The sequence below is a fragment of the Curvibacter sp. APW13 genome (assembly GCF_032337135.1).
Taxonomy (GTDB): Bacteria; Pseudomonadota; Gammaproteobacteria; order Burkholderiales; family Burkholderiaceae_C; genus Allorhodoferax.
This window is the reverse complement of sequence record NZ_JAVXZZ010000001.1, coordinates 1457859-1470499: the sequence shown is the minus strand read 5'-3', so window position 1 is coordinate 1470499 and position 12641 is coordinate 1457859. Positions and strand designations below refer to the sequence as shown.

The following is a 12641-nucleotide window of genomic DNA, read 5'->3' as shown; positions in this document are numbered from 1 at the left end:
GTGGAGGCGGAGCTCGGCCAGACATCGTTTATGCAGCAGACCGCCCTCTGGCCAGAACCCAAGGGACAGCGGCAGCATGGGCAAACCCATCTGCCATGAGAAAAACGACACTCGCACAGGGACACCCCGCCCTTACATAGGTCATTTCCTCAGGGCAGGTCTCCTGGCTCTCGGGTCATCGTTTACATGTCAGCCTTCCCAGCGCGAAGCCAGTGGCGTGGTGAACAGGAAACTTGCCGATCACAGTTGCGGGGGCAGCCACAGCATGGGTTGAAACTCAACCGTTCTGTCGTTCCCTTTTCATTCTTGCCGTTCAGCAAGAAACCGCGAGGAGCGGTCAGTGTAGCACTACGCTTCCAACGCACGGCTGTGAGTGGACATTTTCAAGTGACCGCAACTGGCCCATTCGAGCCGACCAGACGCTCAGACTCGTCACCGCAAAGCTGTCCTCCACGGTCTTGCCTCAGCCAGAACTTTTGGGCGCGGGGCAACCGCCTGCTGATGGCCGGGAACGGTTCTCGGCCGCACTGGCTGGGCGCATAATGCCGGTTGGACATCTAGAACCTACTTCGTGCAGGGATCTCTATCCGCCACACGATGCCTCGTTTTAGCCTCGACAATATGACAACGCCAATTCTCTGCGGCCTTTAGGAGCCTTGCATGTCAATGCCGTACAAGCGTGCCGACCCGCTCGCGCAGAAGAACGCTCCCAGCGACGCAGGTCGTGCGGAAAAGGACGCTGCTCGCCTTGGGCGCGACACACGTGGGTGGATCGCCGCCAACAAGCGCCCAGGGAAGGAGTTCGAAGCCCGACGCAACCTTCCATCCGGCCCGCTGGGCGGCTCAGGCCGCAAAACAAATATCTCGCGATCCTCCTAGGCTGCCGCGTGACCGCCATCCGCCGCCAGTAACAGTCCTTGGTGGTAGAGCGCTAGTGTGAATCGAACCAACTTAGGTAGTGACTCCTTGACCTGGCTCACGCAGTGAGCCTTCCTCGTGGCATGGTTGAAGGGCACAAAGCAGCGCTCGATCAACTTCTGCTATCAAAGGCTCGCTGCTCTCCATGATTCAATGCTTGCTGTCAACCAGCAAAGGGGCATCAATAGGCATATCCTCATGAGTTGACCACTCGATGGAGTCGAGCTTAAGACGAGTTAGTTGCCTGAATACTTCCATCAATTCATTTTGTGTGTCTTCCTTTGAAGATCCCGGAGCCAGTACCGCACGCAAGGTTGCGGTTTCCCGATGCGGATTTTTTCGAGCGATGACCTGGGCACGTTCGATAGCAGGCATTCGGATGATTAGCTCCTCCACGTTGCGCGGATAGATAAAAATTTCACGCACTTTAACGCCTTGGCCCACTCGGCCTTGCAACAAGCTGATGCGTTCGACCAAGCCGTCGGGCGCATGACTCAGGGCTTGCGCTACATCGCCAGTGCCAAAGCGCACCAGGGGCCAGCCGCGGTCCAGAGTGGTGACCACGATTTGACCGGGCTCACCTAAGGGAAGGGGGACGCCGGTGTGCGGGTCGCAGATCTGGACCATCCGGTCAGATTGAACGGTGTAGCCGGTCTGTCCAGGTTCTTCGTAGGCAATCAGCCCGAAGTCGCCGGTGGCATAGGCGGAAAACGTGCGGATGGCGTATTTTTGTTCCAGCGCCCGGCGCTTGCCTATCCAGTCGCCCAGTTCACCGCCCAGCATGGCGGATCGGACCTTCCATTGCGAGGGTAGGTCGTAGCCCATGCGCTCCAGCGTCTCGACCAAGGTGATGAAGAAGGCAGTGGAGGCGCAAATGCAAGTGATGCCCACCTCCATGATGAGTTGCGCTTGTTGCTCGGCGCCGCCAGGGCCGCAGGGGATGAGCGTGGCCCCGGTGGCGGCAATCCCTTCGTCCAGCAGAAGACCTGCGGGCACCAGGTGGTAAGACCAGGTATTGAGTACGCGGTCACCCGGGCCGATGCCCGCATGCTGGAACAAGTGGGAGAAGCCGTGGCCGGTGCTGTCGTCGAAAAGTTGCGGCTCGTAGACGGGGCCGGGCGAGACAAAGATGCGGCGGATGGCGGTGTCGTCGGCGGCCAAAAAGCCGCCGAACGGTGGCGACAGGCGTTGCTTTTCCAGCAGTGCATCCTTGCTGGTGACGGCCAGCCGCGCTAGGTCGGCGGAGCTTTGCAGATCTTGCGGTGTCATCTGCGCATTAGCATAGACCGCGCGAATGGCGGGCGCGCGGTCATACGCAAATTGTTGCGATGTGCGCAGGGCTTCAAACCGGTCAGTGGGGGTGTGCATGGTGTGGCTGCCTTAGTGACCCGTGAAGCGTGGGGCGCGCTTTTCGCTGAAGGCAGCGAGACCTTCGTGGAGGTCGGCGCTGTGCCCATGGACTTCACAGGCAAGCAACTCTAAGCGCAGGGCGGTGTCCATGGGTTGTTGTAATCCATCGTCGACCAGCGCTTTCATGCGGCGCAGACCCAAGGGACTCTTGGTGGCGATCTTGTCCGCCACGGCTTGTGTGGCGCATTCCAGTTGTTCGTCATCTACCACCTGGTTGATGAGTCCGGCTGCGACCAATTCGGAGGCGGCAACGAATTCACCCGTGAAAAGAAGGTACTTGGCGCGCGCGGGGCCAATGGCCCGAGGCAGCCGCACCGAACCGCCGCCACCGGGCAGCAGCCCGTAGTTGGCATGCGCGTCGCCAATCTTGGCGCTGCGTGCCGCCAGCACCAGGTCGCAGCAGAGCACCAGCTCCAGGCCACCTGCCAAGGTGATGCCGTTGAGGGCGGCGATCACCGGCTTGGGAAATCGGTCAATGCGGTTCATGGTGGCCAAAACGCTGTCCAGAAAACCATGCGTACCACTTTCACCGGCCTGGGCCTTGACGTATTTGAGGTCTGCGCCAGCGCAGAAGGCGCGGCCGGTGCCCGTCAATACGACGGAGATGACGTCCGCCCGGTCCTGTGCTTCGTTGAGGGCCTTGTCTATTCCCAGAAGCACCTCCGGGGTGAGTGAGTTCATGGCTTCAGGCCGGTTCAGGCGAATCCACATGCTGCCTTTTCGTACTTCTGCAATTACAACCGGTGCCGTCATTTCTTGACCCTTGATGAGGTGTTTATTAAGGAGATTTGATTGTGCTTTCCTCAGGACTCTGAGAGGGATAGGGTTTTCCATTACCGCGCGGTTAATCTATTTACCGTAAAGTAAATTGATTGAATTGTAGGAATAATTTACATGCAAAGTCAAACCAAATCGTCCATGCATCCGCTCTCGGGTATCAAGATCGTAGAGTTCGAGGGCATTGGTCCAGGGCCATTGGCAGGCTTCATGCTGGCGCAGATGGGGGCGGATGTGACCGTGGTCGGGCGACCCGGCGCGGGCGCACTTCCGGACGAACTCACGGCGAAGGACGACCCCCTCCTGTCACGCGGCAAGAGCCGTGTCACTTTGAATCTCAAGCGCGAAGAGGACCGGGCGCAGGCCATGGACCTTGTCGCACAGAGCGATGGACTGATCGAAGGCAACCGCCCCGGCGTGATGGAACGACTAGGCCTGGGCCCCGACGCCTGTGGTAAACGCAACCCGCGGCTCGTGTACGGGCGCATGACGGGATGGGGCCAGGATGGCCCGCTGGCTCATACCGCTGGGCACGACATGAACTATGTCGCTCTCACGGGGGTGATGTCGCTGACCGAACGGCCGGGGCACCCGCCCATGGTTCCGCCCACGGTGGTCGGGGATGCGGCGGGCGCGCTCGGCTTTGCGTTCGGCATGGTGTCCGCCTTGCTTGGCGTTCGCAGCACGGGGCATGGCTGTGTGGTCGACGGCGCCATCGTGGATGTGCTGGCCATGCTGTCGCCGATCGCGCAACTGATACGCCAACGCGGCGGCCTAGAAGGTAGCGCGCCAAGCGTCTTTCACGATTCGCCCTTCTATGACCGCTATCTGTGCAGCGATGGCCGCTACATCACCATCGGTGCGATCGAACCCCAGTTCTATGCCTTACTGCTGGCGCAACTGGAGTTGACGGATGTGAATCCGGCACAACAAATGGACAAGTCGTTGTGGCCGGCGCTCAAGGCGCGGATTGCGCAGCGCTTTGCCTCACATCCCAGTGGGCACTGGAACGCGCTGATGGCGGGAACCGATAGCTGCTTTGCGCCGGTGCTCACCATGGCCGAGGCCGCCGCTCATCCACACAACGTGGCCCGTGGTTTGTACAGCGTAACTGCGAAGGGCGATATCGAGACTGCGAGGGGCATGCGCTTTTTGCCGTTGCTCGATACCGAAATGAACTAAGTAAGGGATTTCCCTAGATTCATTAAACAAGGTTTTACTCTACAGTAAAACAACTGTCTATTAGGTAAATACATTGGATGTCATGCACCGCATGGGTCCGGAAATGGAGACGATGTAATGGAAGAAATTTTTGTGGTTGGTGTAGGAATGACGCCGTTTGGGCGGCATCTAGACAAGGACATCAAAGCTCTGACAAAAGAAGCGGTTAGCGCTGCCTTGGCGGATGCTGGGCTTCAAAAAGAAGACCTAGGGGCTGCCTTTTTTGGTAACACGTCCCAGGGACACATGGAAGGTCAGCACATGATTCGCGGGCAAATAGCATTGCGCGCAATGGGCATTGGGCGCATTCCGGTGGTGAACATTGAAAATGCATGCGCCAGCGGCTCGTCGGCCTTTGTTCTCGCCTGCAACCACATCAAGTCGGGCGCGGGTGATGTGGCTTTGGCCATCGGGGCGGAAAAAATGTTCGCCACGGATAAGTTGAAAATGTTCTCGGTGTTTGACAGTGCCTGGGATCTCGCACGCGCAGAAGCGATCCGCGCAGAGCTGATGAAGATGGGGCGTGACGTGCCGGTGCCCGAGGGGAGCACCTCGCCCAGGCCGTATAGCGTTTTCATGGACGTGTATGCCGCGTTTGCACGATCGCACATGCGCACCTTTGGGACTACGCAGCGCCAATTGGCCGCGGTGTCGGCGAAGAACCATGCGCACTCCGTGCACAACCCGCTGTCGCAGTACCAGATGGCCTACAGCATTGAGGAAGTGCTGGCTGCCCCCCCGATTACTTACCCCTTGACTTTGCCCATGTGCTCTCCCGTGTCGGATGGCGCTGCCGCTGCAATTTTGTGCACGCGCTCGGCGCTCAAACGCCTGAACATAGATGAAAAGCGTGCCATCAAGGTTCTGGCGTCGGTAGTCCAAAGCGGTTCCGACCGCACCGAGGAAGACTACGTCAACCATTGCACCGCTTTGGCCTCACGCAAAGCATATGAGCTGGCGGGTGTGGGTCCTGCCGACATTTCCGTGGCCGAAGTGCATGACGCCACAGCCATGGGTGAAATCATCCAGACAGAAAACCTGGGTTTCTGTGAATTTGGCATGGGCGGTGTGATCGCCGAGCGGGGTGACACCCGGATTGGCGGGCGCATTCCTGTGAACCCTTCGGGTGGCTTGGAATCCAAGGGGCACCCGGTGGGGGCCACGGGTATTGCCCAGGTACATGAGTTGGTAACCCAGCTTCGCGGAGAGGCAGGGTTGCGGCAGGTGGCTGACGCGCGGATTGCGCTTGCAGAAAACGGCGGAGGACTTGAAGGAGTTGAAGAAGCGGTGGCCTGTATCACCATCCTGGCGCGTTGAGCGCACTAACTATTAAATAAGAGAGTCATCATGGAAATAAAGAACACTGTTGCCTTCGTAACAGGGGCTGCGTCGGGCCTGGGGCTTGCCACTTGCAAGGTCTTGGTTGACGCCGGCGCGCGGGTCATGGCGGTTGACCTGGATGAAGCGCGTCTGGCGAGTGAGGTGTTGCCCCTTGGGGACCGTGTGCGTATCCAGAAGGTTGACGTTTCGGATGAGGCGAGTGTGAAGGCGGCGGTGGATGCAGCAGTCTCTGAGTTTGGTGCGCTGCACGTGGCGGTGAACTGCGCGGGGATTCTGGGTCCGTGCAAGACCCTGTCCAAGGGAGAGTTGTTTCCGATGGACCTTTGGAGCAGGGTGATCGCCATCAATTTGACAGGAACCTTCCATGTGGTGCGTTATGCGTCACAGGCGATGTCCCGCAATGCGCCCAATGCAGACGGTGAACGGGGCGTTATTGTGAATGCATCCTCCGGTGCGGCATGGCAAGGCCAGATGGGCCAGGCCGCCTACAGTGCCAGCAAGGCGGCGGTCATCGGCATGACACTTCCGGTGGCGCGGGATCTTGCGCAATATGGCATCCGCATCGTGGCCGTTGCTCCAGGTCTTTTTGAAACCGCCATGTCCTCGGGCATGCCAACCAAGGTGTCGCAAAACATTGTCGACAACGTCATCCTCTTTCCCCATCGCATGGGGCAGGCGCCAGAGTTTGCTGGGCTGGTTCGGCACATCGTGGAAAACGCCTATTTGAATGCCACCACGATCAGCCTAGACGCGGGTGCGCGTTAGTACGGTTTGACGGTTAAACGCTGCGGGAACGCCCGTGACAGCATGTTTGAAATCTGCCAAGGTCTCTAGAAGGAAATTCGATGGACGAAGTTAAAAATGCAGAGCGGAGGTGGCTATGAGTACGCCCCTCCCGGATCAGCGCGACGACGTGGTGCTGACAGCTCGGAATTTACTGTTGCAGTTCGGTGGGATTGTGGCGTTGAACGATGTTTCGATTGATGTGCGCAAGGACGAGTTGCTGGCCATCATCGGTCCAAATGGCGCGGGCAAGTCCTCTTTGATGAATTGTCTGAGTGGTTTCTATCGCCCCAAAAAGGGAGACATCTCACTGGCTGGGCGCAATGTGCGCAACATTGCAGTTCACGACGTAGCAGCCCAGGGCTTGGCGCGCACGTTTCAGGGCACGCATATTTTCTCGGGCATGAGCGTCATTGAGAACCTCATGGTGGGACGGCACATGCACATGAAAACTAATCTCGTGCAGTCGTTCTTTCATTTCGGCCCCGCACGACGCGAAGAAGTCCTGCACAGAGAAGCCGTGGAAGAAATCATCGAATTTCTCGAAATTGAATCTATCCGGCATGTGCCGGTGGGTAGTCTGGGATATGGGCTTCGCAAGCGCGTAGACCTCGGCCGTGCACTGGCACAAGACCCAAAGATCTTGTTGATGGATGAGCCCATGGCGGGCATGAACACAGAAGAAAAGGAAGACTTGGCGCGCTTCATTCTGGACGTGCGCGAAGCAAAACGCATTCCCATCGTTTTAGTGGAGCATGACATGGGGGTGGTGATGGATTTAGCCGATCGCATAGCGGTGCTGGACTTTGGCCGCAAGATCGCTGATGGAACCCCCAAGGAAATCCAGGCCAATCCTGCGGTTCTCAAAGCCTACCTTGGTGAGGATTCCCAATGAAACTCGAGATGGCAACCCTTCCTCAGTTGCTGCGCAAGCATGCGCAGACAACCCCCAACCGTCTATCGCAGCGCCACAAGCAGCGCGGTATTTGGCGAGAATACAGCTTTGCTGACGTGCAGCGCAATGTGCAAGAGCTGGCGCTGGGACTGCAACAGGCGGGCATCAAAGCCGGCGAAACCATCGCCATCATTGGCGAGAATGAGCCGCAACACTACTGGGCCGAGTATGCCGCACACGCCCTGGGCTGCAAGGTGGTCTCCATGTACCCGGACCTCACTGCGGGCGAAGTGGCCTACTTGATGGATGACAGCGAAGCCGTCGTTCTTTTTGCGCAGGATCAGGAGCAGGTTGACAAGGGGATTGATGTGCGGGCCAAGCTGCCCACGCTGCGCCACATTGTGTACTGGGATACCACGGGGATGTGGTCGTACAACGACCCCATTTTGCATACCTTCGATGCCCTGCAACAGCAGGGACGTACTGTGCACCAACGGGATTCCAAAGCGTATGACGCGCTCGTGGACGCGGGCTCGGCCGACGACATCGCGGTGCTCTCTTATACCTCCGGTACGACGGGACAGCCCAAGGGAGTCATCCTCACACACCGTTTTCTTATCGACAACGCCCAACGTCTGATCAATTCCATGGATGTGAGGCCGGATATGGAATATCTGAGCTATATCGCGCCATCGTGGGCCACCGAGCAGATTTACGGAATCGCACTGGGGCTGGGATTGCCCATGGTGGTAAATTTTCCTGAAGGCCCGGAGCAGGTGTTGGCTAACATTCGGGAGTTGGCGGTCGAGGGTATGACGTTTGCCCCGCGGCAATGGGAGAGTATGGCGTCCTCGGTGCAGGCGCATATGCTCGACGCAGGCCCCATCCGGCGTGGTGTTTACGAATGGGGCATGAAGGTTGGTCATACCGTAAACGTGGGACGCCTCGATGGCAAGCCCATCGGCCTGTGGGATCGGATACTGTTCCCTGTTGCCAACGCGCTTGTATTGCGCCCACTGCGTGATCAACTCGGCTTGACCCGACTGCGCTGCGCCAGTTGCGGTGGCGCCACTATGGCGCCGGACATTTTCCGCATGTTTCATGCCATGGGAATTCCTCTGCGCAACATTTATGGTTCCACCGAAGTCGGCTTGCTGACATGTCACCAGGGTGACCGGTTTGACCTGGAGACGGTCGGGAATTGGATGAAGTCGCACCCCGAGGCTGGGCCGCCTCTGGAGTGGCGCGTGAGTGCGGACGGCGAGCTTCAAATTCGCGGTGGAAGTCCGTTCCTGGGGTACTACCGCAGGGAAAATTCAGTGGAATCCAAGGTAAAAGAAGGTTGGTTCTACACCGGCGATGCGGTAACAAAAACCGAGCGCGGAGAACTCGTTTTTCTGGAGCGGCTGTCAGACCTCAAACGTTTGCGCGGTGGTGAAACATTCCCGCCGCAATTCGTCGAGACGCGTCTGCGGTTTAGTCCTTTCATCAAGGACATCATGACGGTGGGCGACGAAACGCGGGAATTCGTGGCAGCGCTCATCAACATCGACATGTCCGTTTTATCGCGTTGGGCGGAAGAAAAGCGGATCGGCTTCTCTACCTTCACCGATCTGTCGCAGCGGCCAGAGATCGCCGCTTTGCTGGGCCAGGAAATTGCCCGTGTGAACCTGTTTTTGCCGGAGCATGCGCGGGTTAAGCGATTCGCCAACTTCCCGAAGGAGTTGGATCCAGACGAAGGGGAGCTGACTCGCTCCAGAAAACTGCGGCGCGATTTCTTGGAAGTGCGCTACAGCAAACTGATCAGCGGCTTGTACGACGGATCAAGCGAGGTGCGTATCGACATTCCGGTGACCTACCAGGACGGCCGTCGCGGCAATTTTGAAGCGCTAGTGTCCATTCACGACACCGACTCTTCCGGGTCGGACCACTTGGGCGCAGCCCGAAGCAAAGGACACAAATGATCGACTTTCTCAACTACCTGATAAACGGTGCCCTGTCAGGGCTTTTGTATGCGTTGATCGCCATGGGGTTTGTGGTGATCTACCGCGCCTCCAAGGTTTTCAACTTTGCGCAAGGCGAACTGGTGGTCTTTGGCGGCTACATGGTGTGGTGGACCATCATTCAGATGGGGCTACCGATGTGGGTCGGCTTGCCCATCGCGTTTGCAAGTTCGGCGCTGTTCGGCTTAATGATCGAGCGGATATTCTTTGCCCGGCTGGTCGGCGAGTCCGTCTTCTCGATGGTCATGGTGACGATTGGTCTGCTGATCTTGATCCGTGGCATCGTGCTGGTGCTCTTCGGGCCACAGGTGCGCGTCTTCCCGATCATCTTTCCGCTGGAGCCGATCATCCTCGGAGACATCATCGTTTCCCGGTCGATGCTCTACGGCGGAATCATAACCATCGTCATCGGGATCGGTCTCTCCTGGTTCTTCAACCGGACCCGTGCCGGCTTGACCATGACGGCCGTGGCCGAAGACCACCAAGTGGCCATGTCGATGGGCATTTCGGTGCAGCGCTCCATTGCCTTTGCCTGGGTTCTTGGGGCAGTGCTTTCCACTCTGGGGGCCATGGTCCATTTGAGTGGTCGTTCGATCAGCATGATGAGCTCCGATATCGGTATGACCGCATTGCCCGTGGCCTTGCTGGCCGGTCTGGAGTCCCTGGCGGGGCTGCTGTTGGCCGGGTTGCTGGTGGGGGTGATTCAGGCATTGGCCTCGGCGTATCTCGACCCGCTAGTGGGCGGGGCACTTGGTTCGGTCTTCCCATTCATCATCATGTTGGTGGTGTTGTTGATACGTCCTACCGGCATGTTCGGCTGGAAAACCATTGAGAGGGTATGAGTATGGATCCCGCAGGAGTATTCGCGACATCGTTCGCCAAAGATCAAGCACTGATTCGCACGCGCAGCCAAGCGGTGGCGCTGGGCTTGTTCCTCATCGCGCTGTTTGCACTGCCCGTTTACAGCGAAATTCGCTGGGTGGCGATCATGACCTCCATGCTTATCACGGCGGTGGTTGTCATGGGCTTGCAGATCAATACCGGGTTGGCCGGTCAGATTAATCTGGGGCAGGCTGCATTCATGGGGGTTGGGGCGTATGCCACGGCGTTACTGGCCACCAAGGTCAACCTACCTTTCTGGCTGGCCCTGCCCCTTGGCGGCTTGTGCGCAGCCTTGTTTGGACTGGTCTTCGGCATGGCCGCTATGCGGATCAAGGGCTTCTATCTCGCCCTGACAACAATTGCGGCGCAGATCCTGTTCCACTTCTTTGTACTGAACCTGCCTGCCAATTGGCTTGGTGGCTCCAATGGCATCACCTTGGAGGCGGCAGAGTTCTTTGGCTTTGCCTTCAATACAGACACGCGCATTTACTACCTGTGCCTAGTGGTGGCCTGTGTCATGGTTGCGGGGGCCTACGGCGTGGCGCGAAGCCGCCATGGTCGGATTTTTGCTGCCGTGCGCGATGACGATGTCGCCTCGGGAATGATGGGCATCAACGTTGTGCGCACCAAGGTGCTGGCCTTTTTGTTGGGGGCCTTCTATGCAGGTATCGGTGGTGGTCTCTGGGCTTTCTATGTCCGATTCGTGGCGATTGACCAGTTCACCCTCATCCATTCCATCTGGTTCATTGCCATGATCATTGTGGGTGGTATGGGATCGGTGACGGGTGCCTTGATTGGTGTGGTGGTCATTCGCACGGTCCAGGAGTCGATCACTATTGTGGGCCCGTCACTGGTTGAGAACTTTTCGTTCTTGAGCGGCGACGTCGTCTTCGCTGTTATGAACATTTTCCTGGGTGGAGTTATTGCGGGCTTCCTGATTTTTGAACCACGCGGTCTGATGCATCGTTGGAACATCATCAAGCGTTCCTACCGCACGTGGCCCTACCCCTACTGATCCTCAATCCCTATTTCTCTGCAGCCATTCTGTGCGCTAGAGGATGGCTGTTTCACCGCAAAGCGCTATTACAACGGAGACTTATATGAAAACAACGAAACAAAATTTTACGGTCCTGCCAAAGCTGATGCGATGGGGTTCCTTGGGGGTTGCAGCGCTGTGCCTTAGTAGTACGGCACACGCGCAGGTCACTACGTACAACGTGGCAGGCCTGGCAGACTTTACAGGCCCATATGCAAACATCATGAAGGACGTGACCGGCTGCCGTCGCGGGGTGCTGGACTGGTGGAGCGAAGAGGTAGGTAAGTCCCTTGGTGTGGCACTGCGGATCAAAGAATTTGATACCCGCTACGACGTGGCACAGGTGGCCAGCCTGTGGCCTGGCATCAAGTCGGAACTCAATCCGGTGGTCATACTTGGAGTGGGCGGTGCTGACACTAACGCGCTGCAGCAGCGTCTGCCCAATGACAAGGTGTCTCTGATACTGGGCACGGCGGGCTATGGCTTCGCGTGGAAGAGTGACAACTGGGCGTTCAATGGCCGTGCGACCTATCCACACGAAGCGGCTGCGTTCTATACGTGGATGCAGAAGAAATCCGGCTCATCGGCTCCCCTCAAAGTGGGAGTGATTTCATCGGAAGTATCGCCCGCCTACGTGGACATCCACAAGGGCGTCGAGAAGTTTGCCAAGGACAATCCCAAGATCCTCGAAGTGGTCGAAACGATCTATACCGAAGCTCAACCGACCGACTTGACCCAGCAGGTCAACCGCTTGGTCCGCAAGGGCGCCACGGTGTTGCAGGTTTACACTAACACGGCATCGGTCGTGGCAACACGCCGTGCCCTGCAGAGTCTGGGTAAGTCCAACATCCCTATCGTGGTGAGCGCCCACAACGGCTTGCAGTCGTCCGGCAAGGCGCTGGGTGACCTGAGTCAGATGGAGGGTAACTACGAGGTCTACGGCATGGCCATGCCCTCTGAGGATGCAACGCCATCGCGAACATTCTTCGACAAACTGCGCACCCAATACAAGGTACAAGCCGAGTACACGTCCAACTGCATTATGGGCATGAGCCAGGCGATCATCGCAGCACGTGCCGTAGAACAGGTCGTTAAGGTCAAGGGCGCTGGCGGCGTGACTGGCGAAGCGGTCCGCGCTGCATTGTTGTCCACGCCGATGACGACCGAGCGCAGCTTCGGAGTCTTGCCTAACATCAAATTCAGCAATGAAGCACCGTTCCCGACAGAGGGCCTTGCAGTCAATATCAGCACCATAGAAAAGGGCAAGTACAAACTTGTCGAGCAAAACGTTCCGGTTCCTGTATTGAACAAGTGGTAATTTAAAACCGGTCTGGGTTTGGATCGCCCGAACCCAGACCCCATCATCTGGAGCCAC

11 protein-coding genes and 1 riboswitch are annotated in these 12641 nt (G+C 57.9%); of the genes, 9 read left to right on the top strand and 2 right to left on the bottom strand.

Translation table 11 applies throughout. From position 1 onward, the window contains the following. Positions 1-135: 135 nt before the first annotated feature. Positions 136-344: riboswitch (cobalamin riboswitch) on the bottom strand. 316 nt (positions 345-660) lie between these two features. Further along, complete coding sequence (locus RQP54_RS06770) at positions 661-879, top strand: hypothetical protein (RefSeq protein ID WP_315677411.1); 219 nt, start codon at positions 661-663, stop codon at positions 877-879. 189 nt (positions 880-1068) lie between these two features. Here RQP54_RS06770 and RQP54_RS06765 read toward each other — a convergent pair whose 3' ends face one another. Beyond that, on the bottom strand, positions 1069-2286 hold the full coding sequence (locus RQP54_RS06765; RefSeq protein ID WP_315677410.1) for a phenylacetate--CoA ligase family protein: 1218 nt from the start codon (positions 2284-2286) through the stop codon (positions 1069-1071). A 12-nt stretch (positions 2287-2298) separates the two neighbouring features. Next, entirely contained in the window at positions 2299-3039 is a 741-nt protein-coding gene (locus tag RQP54_RS06760) for an enoyl-CoA hydratase/isomerase family protein (protein ID WP_315677409.1), read from the bottom strand. Between the two features lie 183 nt (positions 3040-3222). On the opposite strand from RQP54_RS06760, the gene RQP54_RS06755 reads away from it, so the two are divergent. From RQP54_RS06755 to RQP54_RS06720, 8 genes are all read left to right on the top strand, one after another. Next, the gene (locus RQP54_RS06755) at positions 3223-4287 is read left to right on the top strand and encodes a CaiB/BaiF CoA-transferase family protein (protein WP_315677408.1); all 1065 of its coding nucleotides are present in this window, start codon (positions 3223-3225) and stop codon (positions 4285-4287) included. A 117-nt stretch (positions 4288-4404) separates the two neighbouring features. Next, entirely contained in the window at positions 4405-5643 is a 1239-nt protein-coding gene (locus RQP54_RS06750) for a thiolase family protein (RefSeq protein ID WP_315677407.1), read from the top strand. A gap of 30 nt (positions 5644-5673) precedes the next feature. Next, positions 5674-6432: an SDR family NAD(P)-dependent oxidoreductase gene (locus RQP54_RS06745; protein WP_315677405.1), complete on the top strand. Its 759-nt coding sequence runs from the start codon at positions 5674-5676 to the stop codon at positions 6430-6432. Between the two features lie 115 nt (positions 6433-6547). After that, on the top strand, positions 6548-7345 hold the full coding sequence (locus RQP54_RS06740) for an ABC transporter ATP-binding protein (protein WP_315677404.1): 798 nt from the start codon (positions 6548-6550) through the stop codon (positions 7343-7345). Then, positions 7342-9309, top strand: a complete 1968-nt coding sequence (locus RQP54_RS06735) for an AMP-dependent synthetase/ligase (RefSeq protein ID WP_315677403.1) — start codon at positions 7342-7344, stop codon at positions 9307-9309. Before RQP54_RS06740 ends, RQP54_RS06735 begins: the two co-directional genes overlap by 4 nt. Then, positions 9306-10190, top strand: a complete 885-nt coding sequence (locus RQP54_RS06730; protein WP_315677402.1) for a branched-chain amino acid ABC transporter permease — start codon at positions 9306-9308, stop codon at positions 10188-10190. The genes RQP54_RS06735 and RQP54_RS06730 overlap by 4 nt, the downstream gene beginning before the upstream one ends. Beyond that, positions 10187-11245, top strand: a complete 1059-nt coding sequence (locus tag RQP54_RS06725) for a branched-chain amino acid ABC transporter permease (protein ID WP_315677401.1) — start codon at positions 10187-10189, stop codon at positions 11243-11245. The genes RQP54_RS06730 and RQP54_RS06725 overlap by 4 nt, the downstream gene beginning before the upstream one ends. An 85-nt stretch (positions 11246-11330) precedes the next feature. Continuing rightward, entirely contained in the window at positions 11331-12584 is a 1254-nt protein-coding gene (locus RQP54_RS06720; RefSeq protein ID WP_315677400.1) for an ABC transporter substrate-binding protein, read from the top strand. The last annotated feature ends 57 nt before the right edge of the window (positions 12585-12641 follow it).